This window comes from Agrobacterium rosae (assembly GCF_002915175.1).
GTDB classification, from domain to species: domain Bacteria; phylum Pseudomonadota; class Alphaproteobacteria; order Rhizobiales; family Rhizobiaceae; genus Agrobacterium; species Agrobacterium rosae.
In genome coordinates this window covers 353,550-370,716 of record NZ_NXEJ01000002.1, presented here as the reverse complement: position 1 = coordinate 370,716, position 17,167 = coordinate 353,550, and the positions used below count along the sequence as shown (strand labels likewise).

Here is a 17,167-nt window from a genome sequence, read left to right as displayed (position 1 = left end):
CATAACCCATATCGGGCCAGTACGTCGTTGGCCTCGACGAGAAAGTGCTTATGGCGGATTTTGTAGCAGTCATTCGCAAAGCCGTGGATGGCTTGGCGAACAATACTCCCGAAAACCGGGCTAAGGTGTACGACAAGGCGCGTAGCGCCGTCGTTCGCCAACTTGAAAACATGAAGCCGCGCCCGCCGGAAGAACTGTTGAAGCGGCAAATACTCAAGCTGGACACAGCCATTGCTGAGGTCGAAGGCGAATATTCCGAGGCACTTCCGGCCCTGGATGACGAGCCTGACTACGTCGAGCCAGCCCCAGCACCGCTGGCGGTTCCCGTGCAGCCGGATGTCTCTTCACCCTATTATGAAGAGACGGTTGCCGACGAGCAGCGCCGATACGACGAGGACACTGTTGAACCGGAGCCTGTACAGGCCGCACCGGTAGAAGAAGAGCATCAACCACAATACGCGACCTATCACGACGAGCCGGAAGTTGCGGCTGAGCGATATGTCGAACAGGAGCCAGTTGCGCCCAAACCGGTCGAGGCTGACTACGCCTATGCGAACGCTGAACCGGAGCCGGAAGCCCAGACATATTTCACGAGCGCCACGGAAGAGCCGCACTACGCGCCGGAACCGGCTGTCGAGCCAGAGCCTGTCGCGGAGGAGGAGCACGCCCACCAGCATTGGGTCGGACAGGACAATCCTGCTGATGACCACGCTCACCCGACTGCCGAAGAGCTACACGAAGAACCGGTGCGCCATGCGGAAAACGATGTTTTCCACGAAAACGCAGCGTTGCCCTATAATGCCAGCTACTCGGCTCCGTCCCCCTATTATCAGGATGTGAATGCCGAAACGCAGCAGGATGAACATCGCAACGACGATGTCCATTTCGGTGAAGCACCGACCTTCTCCGACGACGATTACCGCAAGCCTGAGCCGAAGGCAGATGCGCCAAAGCAGACGCCAGCGGTTGTCGAGGACTACTCCACCTATTTCCAGGATACGGCACTTGATCTGCCGCCCAAAACCAGCCCCGGTCTTCCGCGTGCCGACAATGATCCTTTCGCTCCGCAGCCTGGACAGAAGGATGACAAGGAGCGCACGCCTTGGGACGATCTGGAAGAGCTGATCGGCTATGACGGCTCCTCGAGCAACTCTGCCGGCAACACGGGCAGGAGCGATTACGATTCCGGTCTCTCGACAGACGGCATTCCGGCTGCGGCCTATCGGACGAAGAAAAAGCCGCGTCGCAACTACGCAGCGCTTGTGCTTTCGCTCTGCGGCGTCGTGCTGTTGGCTGGTGGCGCTTACGCCCTCTGGATCAACCGTGACACCCTGAATGACGTGGTCGGCGGCCTCGTGCAGTCTGCAAAGAATGCCACGACGACTGCATCCGCGCCGTCGGGAACGACGTCCACCCCAGCCTCTGCACCTGCCACGACCACACCTGCACAAACAAGTGCCAATGGCCAGCCAACACCAACGCCGACACAAACGGCTGCGGTGGATGATGGTTCGGTAACCGGCACAAAGTTTACCCAGCGTCTCCTGACGGATGGAACGGAAAAAGACGAAGGCGCTGGCCCGGGTGCCAACGGCCAGCCGGTAACGGCCGAGGGCCAGTCTGTTTACGTCCAGAATGAAGAGGCACCGGCAGCCACCGCGCAGACCACGCCGCCAACAACAACGGCAGCGCCTGCCGGTCAGACCGCTCCGGCACAACAGCAGGCAGCGGCAGCTTCCGGCCACCGCATGTTCCTTTACGAAGAAGTTCTCGGCCAGACCGTACCGACAGCGATCGAGGGTACCGTTTCGTGGTCGCTTCAGAATGAAGCGGATGCCGAAGGCAAGCCTTCGCCAACCGTTCAGGGTCAGATCACCATTCCCGGTCGTGGCCTCAGCGCCTTGATCACCTTCAAGCGCAACACCGACCCGTCCCTACCCGCCAGCCATCTGGTTGAGATCGTCTTCTCTGTGGGTGCCGGTTTTGAAGGCGGTGCGATCGACAGCGTTCAGCGCATCGCGATGAAGAGCACCGAGCAGGATCGTGGTAACGCGCTCATCGCCGTTCCAGCGAAAATCACCGACGATTTCCACATGATCGCACTGAATGATTTTCCGGATGCCTTGAAAACCAATCTCGAGCTGATGCGGACGCGTGACTGGATCGATATTCCGGTGTCCTATCGCAACGGCCGCCGCGCATTGCTGACCTTGCAAAAGGGTGCCGATGGCAAGCCTGCATTCGAGACGGCTTTGCGTGAGTGGAGCGCTGCCGCGCCCGCCACCGGTCAGTAACGATCGTATCAACTGAAACAAAAAGGCCCCGGATGACAACATCCGGGGCCTTTGTCATTTGGAAATCACAACGCTTATGCGTCGACGACGCGCAGGGCCTTCGCGGCTTCAAGCGCGTCCTTCTGGACGGCTTCCTGAACCTTTTCAAAGGCGCGGACTTCGATCTGACGCACACGCTCCCGACTGATGTCAAACTCGGTGGACAGGTCTTCCAGCGTCACCGGATCTTCCGAAAGACGACGGGCTTCGAAGATACGACGTTCACGATCATTCAGAACACCCATTGCCCTAGAAAGCATACGGCGACGTGTTTCCAGCTCGTCCTGCTGAATGAGCACCGTTTCCTGGCTCTCGTGGTCATCCACAAGCCAATCCTGCCACTGCCCCGCTTCCCCTTCCGCAGCCTTGATCGGCGCGTTCAGCGAAGCGTCGCCATGCAGGCGGCGGTTCATGGAAATCACTTCTTCCTCGGACACCTGAAGCTTGGTGGCGATCTCTGTCACATGTTCAGGCTTTAGGTCACCATCTTCGATGGCCTGAATTTTACCCTTGAGGCGACGAAGGTTGAAGAACAGCCGCTTCTGGTTGGCGGTCGTTCCCATTTTCACCAGCGACCAGGACCGCAGGATATATTCCTGGATCGAAGCCTTGATCCACCACATGGCGTATGTAGCAAGGCGGAAGCCGCGCTCGGGGTCGAATTTCTTGACCGCCTGCATCAGGCCCACATTGCCCTCGGAGACGACTTCACCGATCGGCAAACCATAACCGCGATATCCCATGGCGATTTTTGCCACGAGACGCAGATGGCTCGTCACCAACTTATGCGCTGCATCGCGGTCACCATGTTCGGCATAACGCTTGCCGAGCATGTATTCCTCTTGCGGCTCCAACATTGGGAACTTGCGGATCTCATCGAGATATCGGTTAAGGCCGGCTTCACCGGCGGTAATTGAAGGCAAACTATTGCGGGCCATAAAGCACCCCCTTATCTATGTTCCAGGCTGGCTCCCTTTGCAGGCAAACCAAAATTGCGTGTCGAACTCCGACCCCGCACGAACCCACGTAACAAATATGTATTGGAAACTCACGTTTCAAGCGCTTGCGCTTCACACACGCGTTATAAAATTACCTGCCTGTTTGACCCTGTGAAAACAGCTCAACGATAAATTCGTTCCGAAAAATTTGTGAGGCCAGAACGTAGCATCAGCTCATAGATCATCCGACGTCCCATGGGGTTGTGCAGCCGCGTGACTTTCGAACCCAGGAACTCGGTTTCGACATGGTCGAAAGCCAGCAACTCCGGCGATCGAAGAACCACCCCTTCATAAAAATCATGGTACTCACGCCGACAAACATACGTCTTGTATTTCGTCATACAGAACGCGCTGAAGCTGTCGCCTTTCTGGCGCAAAAAATCCGCGACACCAACGGTCACCTCCGGCCATTGCGGATTGAAAGTATCATCGAACGCGATCACGCCATGGTCGGCCAACACGTCCATCGCCAATTTACTGTCCGCCAGAACGTGATGCAGCATATGGCCGCCATCGATGCTGAAGAACCGGACCTTGCCGATTTTCTCCAGCACTTCATTTGGGTCGAGCTGCGTGCTGTCGCCCTTGATCACGAGGCTTTCATCGACCTTCAGGTCGAGCCGCCTGCCATTGTCGAGGAAGCGCTCATATTGGCGACAGGTGCCATCCGCATCGTCAAGATCGAACAGGTCCACGGCAAGGACTTGGCCATCATTGCCCACGGCTTTGCGCAGGAGAAAATAAGAGCGCCCGTAAAATACGCCAATCTCGGCAACCCCTCCCTCAAACGATTTTTTTTGTTGCGCATGCAACAGGGAGGTGAAGACGAGGGCGTCTGGAGGGTCAATATAACCTTCGATTTTTTGCAGATCATGAAAGATGAATTTTCGGTCATTGACGTTCATGGCGTTCAATCCCTGGTTTCTGCATGCTAGAGAGCAGGTTGCAAAATACATTTCAATCTTCGGTGGATTTTATTGAGAGATATACTACCTTTAAAGAGGAGCTTTATTGCAGTGCGAAAAGGTAGGGCTAAATAGAGCAAAATTGAGACAGTATAATTATGCTGCTTATTTAAGTAATTATAATAAACTAAATTATGAGGGTAATTTGCTGCTTACGAGAATTTTGGCCAGCGCAAAATGCTCCGGGAAGCATCCGCTCCCGGAGTGACTGTGTCTGTATTTGGGCAGTTTTAGCCTCTCAGCGCTTGCGCCAGCTCTTCCATATCATCAGGCATATCCGTTTCAAACTCCATCACCTCGCCTGTGCGTGGATGCTCGAACGCTAGTAGATAGGCATGCAAAGCCTGACGCGGGAAACGGTTCACCACTGCTTTCGCCTCGTCCGGCAACAGATTGGCCTTGGTGCGGAACGCCGCACCATATTCCGGGTCACCGATCAACGGGTGGCCAATATGGGCCATGTGGACGCGGATTTGATGGGTGCGCCCGGTCTCCAGACGGCACTCCACCAGCGAGGCAAGCGATGTCGCATCCTGCTTTTCGTGATAACGCTCGATCACCTCGTAATGGGTGATGGCCTCACGCGCATCATCGGTGTCTTCGCGTTTCACGGCGCGCTTCGTGCGATCTGTACCCCGGCCTAGCGCCGCATCGATCGTGCCGCGCAATGTTCTCGGGCGACCCCAGACGATAGCCTTATAGGCCCGTTCCAGCGGCCCGGTGCGGCCATGGTCGGCAAATTGTGCGGCCAGCTTGCGGTGGGCATTATCATTCTTGGCCACCACCATGACGCCGCTGGTCTCCTTGTCCAGGCGGTGAACGATGCCTGGGCGCTTGACGCCGCCAATGCCGGACAGACTATCACCGCAATGGTGGATCAGCGCATTGACCAGCGTACCAGTCCAGTTACCAGCACCGGGATGCACGACCAGACCGGCTGGCTTGAGAAGTACGATGAGGTCTTCGTCCTCATATTCCACCTCAAGAGGAATATCCTCACCCTTGGGCTCCGGGTCTTCCGGTTCAGGCATGGTGATCTCGATACGGTCGCCGGGATGAACCTTCTTCTTCGGTTCCGTAATGGCTGTGCCGTTGAGAAAAACCGCGCCCTGCTCCATCAGCGCCTTGATGCGGCTGCGCGACAGATCACCGCCGACTTCAGCAGCCAGCCATGCGTCGAGGCGGCCTTCGGCATCTTCCCCGGCAATCAGGACTTTCCTTGCGTCTCCGCCTTGTTTAAAGGGGTCGTTCATTCTTATTTCCGATCACTCAACAATATCCAAGGATCCCGATGACGCAGATCGAGCAAGCCGAACAGGACGACCAGCCGTTAGACCCGGCCATGGAAAAAGTTCGCCGCAAGATGATCCGGTTGCAGATCGTGTCGGGCTCCGTGATGTTTATCAGCCTTATGGCTGTCTTCGGTGCCGTTGTCTACAAGGCGGTCGGCCCATCCAAGACCGCGACCACCACCAATACCACCGCGACCGTTCCCTCGGATGCGCCGGTTGCAGCCACAGCAAGCCTGCCGCAGGGCTTCACCATCGAAAACGTCTCGTTTGCCAGTGGCGATATGCTGTTCTACGGACGTCTGGCCAACGGTACACGCAAGGCGCTGGTGTTCAACGTTCAGGCTGGCCGTTTCGTCGCAGACATCACCATCGATGCCCGTTGATCTCGCATTCACCTCTGTAACCGAGGCGGATGATCCACGCATCGCTGCCTTCCGCGATATTCGTGAACGTGACCTCACCGGCAGGCAGGGTCGCTTCATCGTGGAAGGCACCGTCGTGCTGCGCATGTTGGCCGCAGCCCACAAGGCGGGTCGCGATTTCGAGGCGGAGAGCATTTTGATCCTTGAAAACCGCCTGGCAGGCGTGGCGGATATTCTGAGTGAATTTCCATCCGATGTGCCGATCTATGTGGCGACGGCATCGGTCCTGGATGCGATTGTCGGCTTCAACCTGCATCGCGGCATTCTGGCGCTCGGCAAGCGCAAGGGTGACAAGGATATGGAGCAAACACTCCAACAACTGCCGCAATCCTCGCTGGTGCTCGTCGGCTGTGGCATTTCCAACCACGATAATCTCGGCTCGATGTTTCGCAATGCCGCGGCGTTTTATGCCGATGCAGTGTTCATGGATGCCACCTGCTGCGACCCGCTTTACCGGAAGTCGTTGCGCGTTTCCGTCGGCTCGGTGCTGTCAGTCGCCTATCACCGCGGTGGCGGCGCGGTTCAGATGCTGGAAACTCTGGCAGCGGAAGGGTTCGACATCTGGAGCCTGTCTCCCGCAGGCACGACGGAAATCCGTCAGATAACGGCCTCCAACCGCATGGCGCTTGTCATCGGCACTGAAGGAGATGGCTTAGCCCCCGACGTCCTGGCGCGCTTTCATACGGCCCGTATCGCCCAATCGCCTCAGCTCGACAGCCTCAATGCCGGCACGGCCTCCGGCCTCGCGCTTTACCAGATGGCAAGCGCTATCGGTCGTATCTGACCGTAAACAAAACCTTAATAGACCGCATTTGCATTAACCTTGTCTCAAAACCGAGCGTTAACATTTACAATTTAGTAATGAGCGGAACGAGAGGTTTCGCGATGCGTGGCGTATTTGTCGTCGTTTTTCTTTTGACTGTTCTGGCTGGCTGCGCGACCGCTCCGTCGCAGATCACCAATGCCTGTGCGATTTTCGAACAGCGAAACGGCATGTTCAACAATTGGAAGAAGGATGCACAAGCCGCAGAACGGGAGTTCGGCGTGCCAGTGCCGGTCATGATGGCAACCATCTACACCGAATCCAGCTTCCAGCCCTACGCCCGCCCTCCGCGCAACAAACTCTTCGGCTTCATTCCCTGGGGACGGAAATCCACCGCCTACGGCTATGCACAGGCGTTGGATGGTACGTGGAAAGTCTATCAGCGCGAGACCGGACGCTGGAACGCCAGTCGCACCGATTTCACCGACGCTATCCACTTCGTCGGCTGGTACCACGCCAAGAGCAACCGCCAGAACGGCATCGCCCTCAACGATCCCTACAATCTCTACCTCGCCTATTATTCCGGCCATACGGGCTATGCGAACGGCGTCTGGCGCAGCAATACCGCCATCAAGAATGCCGCCCGCAAATCCGCCAACGTGGCCATGCGGTATGAGAAGCAATTGCGAGATTGCGGGTATCGGTAATTTTTCCAGACGCTTTCTCCACCCTCATTCCTGTGCTTGTCACAGGAATCTAGTCAGCCCAAGTCTTTGGGCTGAGAGAGTCTCCTGTCGCGCAGACGCGCGCCGGCTGGATCCCTGTGACAAGCACAGGGAAGAGGAGGTGAGTGGCGGAAGCCATCAAACCTGGGGCGTCAAAAACGCCCTCGCCGCCTCGATCTCATTCCCACGAATTTCATGCCCGCCGGAATGCCATTCCATCTCAACCTCCCCACCCTGCGCCCTGAAATAGTCCGCCAAAGCATTGGTCAGTGGAACCGGGCAGATCGGGTCGTGTTCGCCCGCCGTGATCAACACACGCCGTGACGCGAGTGCTGGCGCGGGCTTCGGCTCGAACGGAATGAGCGGGTGCATCAGCACGGCTGCGTCAAACAGATCAGGGAATTCGATCAGCACATTGGCGAGAATATTCGCGCCGTTGGAAAAACCCAGACCGACGACGAGACCTGCCTCGTGATAATCGCGGTTGGCCTTGATAAATTCGGCCATATGCCGTGTGGCGCGGTCCAGATCATCGAGGTCATAAACGCCTTCGGCCTTTCGGCGGAAAAAGCGTGCCGCTCCGAATTCCGAAACATCACCCCGTGGGGAAATCACGGTGGCATTCGGCAGCAGACGAGAGCCGAACTCGAAGAACTGGTTTTCATCGCCGCCAGTGCCGTGAAACACGAAGAAAGCGGGCTGGCCCGGCGCACCGGCGCGGACCTTGTGAACATAACTATCCTTGCTCATGGCAATACTCCTGGGAATGGCTGGTGGCCATCGGGCCGACCAGCCTTCCGTCATTTACTTTGCGTCGCCGTCCAACGGCTCCAGATGCTGCTCCAGCGTGGCGCGCAGATGCGCGTGCTGTGATGGCAGCTTCAACGCTTCACCCAGATGCGCCGTGTCTTCGTCGCGGTCGAAACCCGGTTCGTTGGTGGCGATTTCAAACAGCACACCGCCGGGCGTGCGGAAGTAGATCGCCCAGAAGTAATCCCGATCGATGACAGGCGTGACCTGATGCCCCGTATCCATCAGCGCTTTACGAACTTCCAACTGCGTCTCGCGGTTTTCCACGGCAAAAGCGATGTGGTGAACGGATCCTGCCCCCAGACGAGCGCCGGAAATATTCGGCATCGTTTCGATATCGATGACATCGGCACCGTTGCCACCAGGCATGCCCAGCCGCAAAACGCCGTCCTGCCGGTCCACTTCATGATAACCCATGAACTTCAAAAGTTCAGCGGTGGCACCTTCATCTGCAAGCCGCAGCGACGCTCCTTGAAAACCACGGATCGCCTGATCTTCACCGACGCCGTTGGCAGTCCACTGCGCACGTGCATCATCCTTGACCTCGACCAAGGCAAAACCATCGCCATCCGGTCCGGCAAAATGCAGGCGCTTGTTGCCAAAGGCTTCATCGGCTTTCAATCCATCGACATTGGCCTTGGCAAGTCGGTCCTGCCAGTAGCCGAGCGAACCTTCGGGAACGGAAAACAGCGTCGTGCCGACTTCGCCGGTGCCCTGACGACCCCGCGCCATGTGCGGAAAGGGGAAATAGGTCATTACCGAGCCGGGCGTGCCGACTTCATCGCCGTAATAGAGATGGTAGACATCAGGCGCGTCGAAGTTAACCGTCTTCTTGACGCGGCGCAGGCCGAGCGTGTCGGTAAAGAAATGGTTGTTACCACGCGCACTCGCCGCCATGGATGTGACGTGGTGCAGACCCTTGATCTGGTTCAGCATTTTAACCCTCCGATTGGATGGGCTCGCGGAAAAGCGACGCCCTTCGTTCATGGGCTCAAGATGGTGCAGATCGGGCCGTTCGCATAGACAGGACGTTCAGAACGGATTGTTCTCAAATTGGAAACGATCGAAAGAACTGTTCAGCAAATCAACGATGTTGGATCAATGGTCGTCGTTCGCGCCCCGGACCCAATAACCGGCGGTGTGCAGGCAGGTCTTTGGGAGCCCGGCTTCATCGCCGAGTATTTTCTTAATGGCGCGTGCTTCGATCTTTTCACAGCCGACGAACACATGCAGCCCGTCGGGGCTGGGCCACGCGTGAGCGCGCAGCGCCTGCACCAGCACTCCAGCCGTTCCAGCATCCTCACCGTTGCGATATAGCCAATTCCAATTCATGTCAGCTTTGGAATCAATACTCTGCCGCTCGTTCTCATTGTCGATTTCGGCATAAACCGTTAGCTTTTTGCCCGCAGGCATTTCAGCTGCCATACGCAACATCACAGGCAGTGCGGTTTCATCACCGGCGAAAACATAGCTTTCCGCATCGGGCAATTCGCCACCGGGACCAACGATACCAACAAGATCACCCTCGCTGGCCGTTGCGCCAAAATGCGCGCCGGGCATGTCGTCACCCTCGTGCATGACAAAATCGAGATCGATTTCCCCGCGTTCGATATTGCCGGAACGGATCGTATAGACGCGGCGCGCCTGTTCATCCTCACCCTGCGCCCAGACGATGGCACCGGTTTTCGACAGATGCGGCCATACGGGAGCGCGGGCCTGATCGGGAAGGATGAGGATGCGGACATGCAGCCCGCCATTCATCAACCGCTCGATGCCCTCTTCGATCGCAATCACGACACGCCGCATCTTCGGCGTCAGATTATAGGCTCGCACCACCCGACCGCTGAAAAGATTGGGCAGTTCACGCAGCTCTGCCCCATCGCCTTCCCAGCGAAAATCAAGCGACGTATCGCCGGAAAACTCGACGATATGCTCAGCAACCATGGCCTTGACGGACAGCAGAACATTTTCCGAAACACAATTGATGCGCGCTGCAAAACGGCCATCCTCGGCACCAAATGTGCCATTGCCGTAATCTGCCTCGAAATGCACCGCCGCACCCTCGCGGGTCATCGTCATATACTCGGCGAAGTGCTCATGAAAAGCTGCAACGATGGCGTGCGGATCGGGAAGAGCAACAGATGTTTTCGCAGACAGAAAAGTCACCGGCATAAATCCTTCAGATAACAGTCCGGTTATCTTTAGATCAGTCAATTTAAAAGTGCAAAGCTGTTTTTGCGACGTTCATCACACTTTTTCGGGCAGTTGCCAATCTATTGGCTCTCTGCCGCGTGAAACGAGAAACTCGTTGGCTTTCGAAAAATGATGGTTGCCGAAAAATCCGTTGTGGGCGGAGAGCGGTGATGGATGCGGCGATTTGAGAACCAGATGCTTCGTCTGGTCGACGAAAGCCGCTTTCTTCTGCGCGTAAGAGCCCCACAGCAAGAAGACGACGCCGTCGCATTCGTCATTCACGGTGCGGATGATGGCGTCGGTGAATTTTTCCCAGCCTTGCCCCTGATGGGATGCGGCACGGGCTTCTTCCACGGTTAGAACGCTATTGAGCAGCAACACACCCTGTTTGGCCCAGCTTTCCAGAAAGCCGTGCTTAACGGGCTGGATGCCCAAATCGCTCTGCAATTCCTTGTAGATATTGACGAGAGATGGTGGCGTGCGCACGCCCGGCTGCACGGAAAAGCACAGACCATGTGCTTGGCCTGCGCCGTGATAGGGGTCTTGGCCGAGAATAACAACCTTGACCTCATCGAGTGGCGTGAGGTCGAGCGCGCGAAAATACTCGCTACCTCTAGGGAAAATATGCTTGCCGGCATTTTTCTCGGCAAGCAGAAAGTCTTTCAGTTTCTGCATGTAGGGGCTGGCGAATTCTGCGGAAAGCACATGTTTCCAGCTTTCTTCCAGTTTCACGCCCGCCTCTGTCATGGAAAACCTCTTGATTTATTTGAAGCGGCTGCCGCGTTGAAGCACTTCGATCTTGTAGCCATCTGGATCACAGATGAAGAAATACTTCGCAAACGGCGCACCCTTGTACTCTGCATTCACGATCTTGCCAGCGGAAAGACCAAGCTCCGTCAGGCGGGCATGCTCGGCATCCACATCTTCAACGCTGACCGCAATGTGACCATAGCCATCGCCCAGCGCATAAGGCACTTCGCGGCCTTTGTTGACTGTCAGCTCAAGCTCGAAATCACCGTCGGCATTCGAGAGATAGATCAGAGTGAATGTCTCGAACTCGAAACGCTCCGCGACCTCCAGCCCGAAAGCTTGGTTATAAAAACCCACCGAACGCTTCTCGTCCAGCACCCGGACCATAGAGTGAATAAGTTTGGCCATGGTGTTTCCTTCTTTTTGCCTAGTGGTTGCCTACTTATACTGCAGGCCTCCGGGCAGGCAGATAACGGCTGAAGCCAAGAGTTTCAACCCTTGAGGCCTTTTCGAGCCGCATGGCAGATCATCAAACACGTCTTCTACACAGCAGCTTTCGCACTATCATGACATCTTAACTCATGATACCGGCACTCATGCGCATCTTATATCTCTGTCTTGGCTGGCTGATGGTCGCAACCGGTGTTGTCGGTGCGTTTCTGCCCGTTTTGCCGACGACACCGTTTCTGTTGATCGCGCTGTGGTGCTTTTCAAAATCGTCTCCGAAGCTGGAAGCATGGCTTCTGTCCCACCCCAGATTTGGGCCATCCCTGTGCAACTGGCGGGAAAAAGGTGCCATCCCGCGCAGGGCAAAAATCGCCGCAGTGTCTCTGATGACAATGAGTTACGCGATTTTCTGGTTCGGAACCGAACCGACGCCGTTGCGCGCCTCACTCGTCGCCGCCGTCATGTTGGGTGCCGCCCTGTTCGTCACCACCCGGCCAGAACCGTAACCCTGCCGTCAGCGATGTCGTGACTGCGGCAGGACATAGGGAATGTGCCGTGCGGGAACGCGACCAACAGTGCCGCCAATGCCGTAAACCCGCGCGATCGTCTCGTCATTGATCGTTTCCAGCGCAGGTCCGCAGGCCGTGATCTTACCGCGATGCATGACGATAAGTTGATCGGCGAACTCGGCAGCGAGATTGAGATCGTGCAGCACGGCAAGCACGGTGCCGCCAGCAAGGACGAAATCTCGCGCGGTTTCGAGCACAGAAATCTGGTGGCCGAGATCAAGGCTGGACGTCGGCTCATCCAGCAAAAGCGCCCTCGCCTGACCATCTTCCACCGGATAGGGAACTTGCGCCAAGACACGGGCAAACTGCACCCGCTGCTGTTCTCCACCGGATAGCATGTTGTAGGATCGACCCTCAAACCCGCTGAGACCCACCTTCGCCAGCGCCTGCCTTGCCTGTTCTTCCGGCTTAAGAGATCCTTGCGCAACAGCACCCATGCGCACGATTTCCAGCGCCGTGAACGGAAACGATAACACCGTGCTTTGCGGCAACACGGCGCGAATGCGCGCCAGCTGCACCGGTGAAAACAGCTTCACGTCGACGGTGTTATAGGCAATGTCGCCCGCATCAGCCCGCATCTCGCCGGACAGCACCTTCATCAGGGTGGATTTACCCGCACCATTCGGGCCGATGATGACGCTGAAGGTGCCAGGCTCGAGCTTGATCGAGACATCGTCCAGCAATTTGCGCCCGGAACGGACGACGGTGACACCGCGCGTGGAAATCATGTCACATTCCTCAAACCGAGCCCATTGCCGCGACCCAGCAGCAGAAACAGGAAGACTGGCGCACCGATGAGCGCTGTCACAACGCCGATAGGCAATTCGGCGGGCGCAGCAACCGTCCGCGCAAAACTATCCGCCAGCAGCAGCAGCCCTGCCCCACCAATAGCGGAGGCAGGTAGGAGAAAGCGATGAGACGAGCCAATCACCAGCCGCAGCAGATGCGGCACGACAATGCCGACAAAGCCGATAGACCCAGCAGCAGCAACGCTTGCGCCGCAGGCGGCGGCAACCGCGAGAATGACAAGACGTTTCAGACGCTGCACCGGAATACCCATATGAAACGCCGCGGCATCTCCCAGGATCAACGCATCCAGCCCTTTCGAAACGAATGGAATGCTGGCCATGATGACGATGAAAAATGGCAGCGTCGTCCATATCTTCAGCGGCGTTGCACCACCCAATGAGCCGAGGCTCCAGAAGGTAATGTCGCGCAAGGCGCGGTCATCCGCCATGAAGATCATCAGACCCATCAAGGCGGCGCTCAGAGCGGCGACGGCGATCCCCGCCAGCACGAGCACCGTGGTGGATGTCGCACCGTTTCGGGTCGCGATCATGTAGAGCAGCACCGTGTTCATCAGCCCGCCCACAAACGCCATGAGCGGTAGGAAATGAACACCGAGCAATGCCGAGAGGGGTGCCAGCAGACTGCCGCCCAGTGCTAAGGCGGCAACGGCAAACAGCGCTGCACCGGAGGTCACGCCAACAAGGCCGGGATCGGCAAGCGGATTGCGGAACAGGCCTTGCATCATGGCACCGGAGACAGCCAATGCTGCACCGATCATCAGGCCCAGACCGGTGCGCGGCAGGCGCACTGCCTCGAGGATTACACGGTCGCGCGGCTCCATGGTCTGGGAATGGCCGGTGAAATATAGCCACAGTTCATGCAAGCCGACGCCCGTCGGCCCGCTGGACAGCGACACGAAACAGGCAAAGACCAGAAAGGCGCACAAGGCAACAAGAGTGATGACACCCTTGCGAGAGCGATCGCCCGGCATGGGACCTGCAACCTCGGTCACAGCCAACGCGCTCACGGCTTTACAATCTCCGGGTAAAGTTTGGAGGCAAGTTCACGACCGGCGGCAGGCGTGCGCGGACCAAAGCCGATCAGATACAGACCATCCATGCTGATCAGCGATTTGGAGGCAGCGGCGGGAGTGGACTGGAAGGCGGGAAGTGCAAAGACCTGATCGGGATTTTCCGCGTGGTTGCCGCGCTGCATGGTCAGGACCACATCGGGGGCCACGGCAATGACTGCCTCGTCTGTCAGTGGCTTGTAGCCGGTAATCTCTTCGGCAGCGTTGATGCCACCAGCCATCTCGATGATAGCGGCGGCTTCCGTATCCTTGCCTGCCGCCATGATGCGCCCGCCTGCGGTGGACAGAACGAAGAGAACCCGCTTCTTTTTGTCGCCAACCGCAGCAACGTCCATGGACAGCGCTGCCAGATCCGAATTGACCTGTGTTGCGAGTGCTTTCGCCTTGTCCTCAAGCCCTACAGCCGCGCCCACATCCTCGATTTTCTTGGCAATGGCGCTGCCTTCCGGTGGGGTATCGACAGTGACCATCGGCACTTCGCTCGCCTTCAAAATGCCGATTACGTCGGCAGGACCGGAGCCGTCTTCTGACAAAATGAGGTCAGGTTTCTGCGATAGAATGCCTTCCGAAGACAGCGCGCGCATGTAACCGACATCGGGCTTCGCCAACGCTTCGGCTGGAAAACTGCTGGTCGAGTCCCGCGCGACGATGCGGTCTCCGGCACCCAGCGCATAAAGAATTTCCGTCACCGTGCCGCCGACCGCGACAATCCGCTTCGCCTCTGGATTACCCTTGTCCGATGCCATGCCGACGTGAGGGACGAGAGCCAGCGCCACTGGAAGAACGGTGCCGAAAGCGATTGAGCGAAGTGAAAGCGACATCTTTTGATCCTGAACAATGCGGCACGCCACAGTCTGCATGCCAGATAAGTTGAGTTCATTACACATCTTTATTTTTGGCACAATCCGATAAGTTGACTATTTTCGTTATCTTTTATATTTCGGTCTTCATGGGCAGCGGGGCTATGACTGGTGCCGGAAATTTAAGGGAGACTATCGATGTTTATTGCCATGAACCGGTTCCGTGTCGTGCCGGGCTTTGAAGAAGCGTTCGAAACCATCTGGCGTGACCGCAAGCGTCATCTGGCCGAAATGCCCGGCTATTTGGAATTCCATATGCTGAAGGGTGCCAAGGCCGACGACCACACGCTTTACGCCTCCCACACCGTCTGGGCGACGAAGGACGATTTCACCGCCTGGACGAAGTCCGAGCAGTTCCGCGCGGCCCACGCCAATGCCGGCAACAATCGCGGAAAGGTCGAATACCTCTCCGGTCCGCATTTCGAAGGCTTCGACGTCATCATCCATGAAGACAAGGACGGGCAAGACCGTCCGGTTGCGGCTTGATCATGACCATGAGTGCCGTTGCCGAAAACAACGACGAGCGGCTTGAGCGCGCCAAGGCAGCCCTTGCGGAAAAGCCCGATGGTGTGGTGGAAGCCATTGCCACCAAAGCAGAGGTGACGCCAGCGGAAATTCTGGCTCTGTTACCGCATGGTGCGGCCGTTTCAGCACCTGCGGAAAAGTTCAATGACATCTGGACCGAGTTGCGCTCCTGGGGCGAAGTCCTGATGATCGTCCAGACGCCGGATATCGTCTTCGAGGTTCCCGGCCATCTTCCCGAGGGAACGGAGGGGCATGGCTGGTTCAACATTCATGGTGATAGCCCCATCGGCGGGCATATCAAGAAAGACAACTGTGCCTCGATCACCTTCATTGATCGAGAATTTCACGGACGCCGGTCACTGTCCGTGTGGTTCATGAATGCGGGCGGCAGCGCCATGTTCAAGCTGTTCGTGCGCCGAGATGAGAACAAGGCATTGCTGGCGGATCAGCTTTCGAAGTTCGAAGCGCTGCGCGACAGCTTCCTCGCCTGACGAACACGTGAAGCCGCTACCTATCATTTCGGTAGCGGCTTTTCCTTTGAACATCGAATGTCGCTTCCGGCATGTCTTGCCCCTCCCATCATGCCCTATCAATTCAAAGCCTTGGTAAAACACGAGAGCGCTTTGCGCCACTCTCGACCTACGCTATAGGCCGTTGCGACACATGATGAGGGAAAGCCTATGACGACCTATGTTTTGACCGTGGCCTGCACATCCAAGCGCGGCATCGTCGCCGCCATCTCGGGTTATCTGGCGGGCAAGGGTTGCAACATCGTCGATAGCTCCCAGTTCGATGACCTCGAAACCGGCAAATTCTTCATGCGCGTCTCCTTCATCTCCGAGGAAGGCCAGAGTATGGAAGCCTTGCAGGCCGGCTTTGCGCCGATTGCCACGGAATTCGGCATGGAGGCCAATATCTATAGCGATGGCGAGCGGACCAAGACGCTGTTGATGGTGTCACGTTTTGGCCATTGCCTGAACGACCTGCTCTACCGCTGGAAGATCGGCGCGCTACCGATCGATATCGTAGGGGTCGTCTCCAACCATTTCGAATACCAGAAGGTCGTCGTCAATCACGACATTCCCTTTCACCACATCAAGGTAACCAAGGACAACAAGCCTAAAGCCGAAGCACAGTTGCTGGACCTGATCGACACAAGCGGCACCGAACTGGTCGTGCTGGCCCGCTACATGCAGGTACTCTCGGATGAGATGTGCCGCAAAATGTCCGGCCGCATCATCAACATCCACCACTCCTTCCTGCCCAGCTTCAAGGGTGCCAACCCCTACAAGCAGGCCTATGAGCGCGGCGTGAAGCTGATCGGCGCAACGGCCCACTATGTCACCGCAGATCTCGATGAAGGCCCGATCATCGAGCAGGACACAGTCCGCGTCACTCACGCGCAGTCTGCGGAAGATTACGTGTCGCTGGGTCGCGATGTCGAAAGCCAGGTTCTGGCCCGCGCCATCCACGCCCACATCCACCACCGCACCTTCATCAACGGCAACCGCACAGTCGTTTTCCCACCAAGCCCCGGCTCCTACGCTTCGGAGCGGATGGGGTAATTTTTTACCGATGAGAATCTTGAACTTTATTTTCGCCCGGGAGCAACCGACCGCCTGACTGACCGTTCCTT

19 protein-coding genes are annotated in these 17,167 nt (G+C 57.1%); 8 read left to right on the top strand and 11 right to left on the bottom strand.

Annotation, left to right across the window (positions count from 1 at the left end):
* Positions 1–50 precede the first annotated feature (50 nt).
* Positions 51–2,294: a hypothetical protein gene (locus CPJ18_RS04510; protein WP_103657179.1), complete on the top strand. Its 2,244-nt coding sequence runs from the start codon at positions 51–53 to the stop codon at positions 2,292–2,294.
* A 74-nt stretch (positions 2,295–2,368) separates the two neighbouring features.
* Here CPJ18_RS04510 and rpoH read toward each other — a convergent pair whose 3' ends face one another.
* The 3 genes from rpoH to CPJ18_RS04495 form a co-directional block, all read right to left on the bottom strand.
* The gene (rpoH, locus tag CPJ18_RS04505) at positions 2,369–3,271 is read right to left on the bottom strand and encodes an RNA polymerase sigma factor RpoH (protein WP_077104062.1); all 903 of its coding nucleotides are present in this window, start codon (positions 3,269–3,271) and stop codon (positions 2,369–2,371) included.
* 182 nt (positions 3,272–3,453) lie between these two features.
* Entirely contained in the window at positions 3,454–4,236 is a 783-nt protein-coding gene (locus CPJ18_RS04500; protein WP_077117955.1) for a class I SAM-dependent methyltransferase, read from the bottom strand.
* A gap of 290 nt (positions 4,237–4,526) precedes the next feature.
* Positions 4,527–5,549 carry an RluA family pseudouridine synthase gene (locus CPJ18_RS04495; protein WP_103657178.1) on the bottom strand — a complete coding sequence of 341 codons (1,023 nt, stop codon included), beginning with the start codon at positions 5,547–5,549 and terminating at the stop codon, positions 4,527–4,529.
* Between the two features lie 38 nt (positions 5,550–5,587).
* Between CPJ18_RS04495 and CPJ18_RS04490 the strand changes: the two genes are divergently transcribed.
* From CPJ18_RS04490 to CPJ18_RS04480, 3 genes are all read left to right on the top strand, one after another.
* On the top strand, positions 5,588–5,971 hold the full coding sequence (locus CPJ18_RS04490) for a hypothetical protein (protein ID WP_077120183.1): 384 nt from the start codon (positions 5,588–5,590) through the stop codon (positions 5,969–5,971).
* Positions 5,961–6,794, top strand: a complete 834-nt coding sequence (locus CPJ18_RS04485; protein ID WP_103657177.1) for a TrmH family RNA methyltransferase — start codon at positions 5,961–5,963, stop codon at positions 6,792–6,794. The genes CPJ18_RS04490 and CPJ18_RS04485 overlap by 11 nt, the downstream gene beginning before the upstream one ends.
* 101 nt (positions 6,795–6,895) lie before the next feature.
* On the top strand, positions 6,896–7,480 hold the full coding sequence (locus tag CPJ18_RS04480) for a transglycosylase SLT domain-containing protein (RefSeq protein WP_103657176.1): 585 nt from the start codon (positions 6,896–6,898) through the stop codon (positions 7,478–7,480).
* A gap of 156 nt (positions 7,481–7,636) precedes the next feature.
* Here CPJ18_RS04480 and CPJ18_RS04475 read toward each other — a convergent pair whose 3' ends face one another.
* From CPJ18_RS04475 to CPJ18_RS04455, 5 genes are all read right to left on the bottom strand, one after another.
* Positions 7,637–8,248: an alpha/beta hydrolase gene (locus CPJ18_RS04475; RefSeq protein ID WP_103657175.1), complete on the bottom strand. Its 612-nt coding sequence runs from the start codon at positions 8,246–8,248 to the stop codon at positions 7,637–7,639.
* A gap of 54 nt (positions 8,249–8,302) precedes the next feature.
* The gene (locus CPJ18_RS04470; protein ID WP_103657174.1) at positions 8,303–9,244 is read right to left on the bottom strand and encodes a VOC family protein; all 942 of its coding nucleotides are present in this window, start codon (positions 9,242–9,244) and stop codon (positions 8,303–8,305) included.
* Between the two features lie 162 nt (positions 9,245–9,406).
* A complete protein-coding gene (locus CPJ18_RS04465; protein WP_103657173.1) occupies positions 9,407–10,480 on the bottom strand; it encodes a DUF2218 domain-containing protein in 1,074 nt (357 codons plus the stop codon).
* A 75-nt stretch (positions 10,481–10,555) separates the two neighbouring features.
* Entirely contained in the window at positions 10,556–11,248 is a 693-nt protein-coding gene (gene ung, locus CPJ18_RS04460; RefSeq protein ID WP_103657172.1) for a uracil-DNA glycosylase, read from the bottom strand.
* A gap of 15 nt (positions 11,249–11,263) precedes the next feature.
* Complete coding sequence (locus CPJ18_RS04455) at positions 11,264–11,659, bottom strand: VOC family protein (protein WP_103657171.1); 396 nt, start codon at positions 11,657–11,659, stop codon at positions 11,264–11,266.
* A 188-nt stretch (positions 11,660–11,847) separates the two neighbouring features.
* Here CPJ18_RS04455 and CPJ18_RS04450 point away from each other — a divergent pair, with 188 nt between their 5' ends.
* Positions 11,848–12,204 (top strand): YbaN family protein, encoded by a 357-nt coding sequence (locus CPJ18_RS04450; RefSeq protein ID WP_103657368.1) that lies wholly within the window; start codon positions 11,848–11,850, stop codon positions 12,202–12,204.
* A gap of 8 nt (positions 12,205–12,212) precedes the next feature.
* Here the strand turns inward: CPJ18_RS04450 and CPJ18_RS04445 are convergent, their stop codons facing one another.
* The 3 genes from CPJ18_RS04445 to CPJ18_RS04435 are packed head-to-tail and all read right to left on the bottom strand — an operon-like array spanning position 12,213 to position 14,967.
* On the bottom strand, positions 12,213–12,995 hold the full coding sequence (locus tag CPJ18_RS04445; RefSeq protein ID WP_103657170.1) for a heme ABC transporter ATP-binding protein: 783 nt from the start codon (positions 12,993–12,995) through the stop codon (positions 12,213–12,215).
* Positions 12,992–14,047, bottom strand: coding sequence for a FecCD family ABC transporter permease (locus CPJ18_RS04440; protein ID WP_103657367.1), 1,056 nt, complete (start codon positions 14,045–14,047; stop codon positions 12,992–12,994). The genes CPJ18_RS04445 and CPJ18_RS04440 overlap by 4 nt, the downstream gene beginning before the upstream one ends.
* A gap of 32 nt (positions 14,048–14,079) precedes the next feature.
* Positions 14,080–14,967, bottom strand: coding sequence for a heme/hemin ABC transporter substrate-binding protein (locus CPJ18_RS04435; RefSeq protein WP_103657366.1), 888 nt, complete (start codon positions 14,965–14,967; stop codon positions 14,080–14,082).
* A gap of 177 nt (positions 14,968–15,144) precedes the next feature.
* Between CPJ18_RS04435 and hmuQ the strand changes: the two genes are divergently transcribed.
* The 3 genes from hmuQ (at position 15,145) to purU (ending at position 17,096) form a co-directional block, all read left to right on the top strand.
* Positions 15,145–15,492, top strand: coding sequence for a heme-degrading protein HmuQ (hmuQ, locus tag CPJ18_RS04430; protein WP_077120202.1), 348 nt, complete (start codon positions 15,145–15,147; stop codon positions 15,490–15,492).
* A gap of 8 nt (positions 15,493–15,500) precedes the next feature.
* Positions 15,501–16,022, top strand: coding sequence for a heme utilization cystosolic carrier protein HutX (gene hutX, locus CPJ18_RS04425; RefSeq protein ID WP_103657365.1), 522 nt, complete (start codon positions 15,501–15,503; stop codon positions 16,020–16,022).
* A 189-nt stretch (positions 16,023–16,211) separates the two neighbouring features.
* Positions 16,212–17,096, top strand: a complete 885-nt coding sequence (purU, locus tag CPJ18_RS04420) for a formyltetrahydrofolate deformylase (RefSeq protein WP_103657169.1) — start codon at positions 16,212–16,214, stop codon at positions 17,094–17,096.
* Positions 17,097–17,167 lie beyond the last annotated feature (71 nt).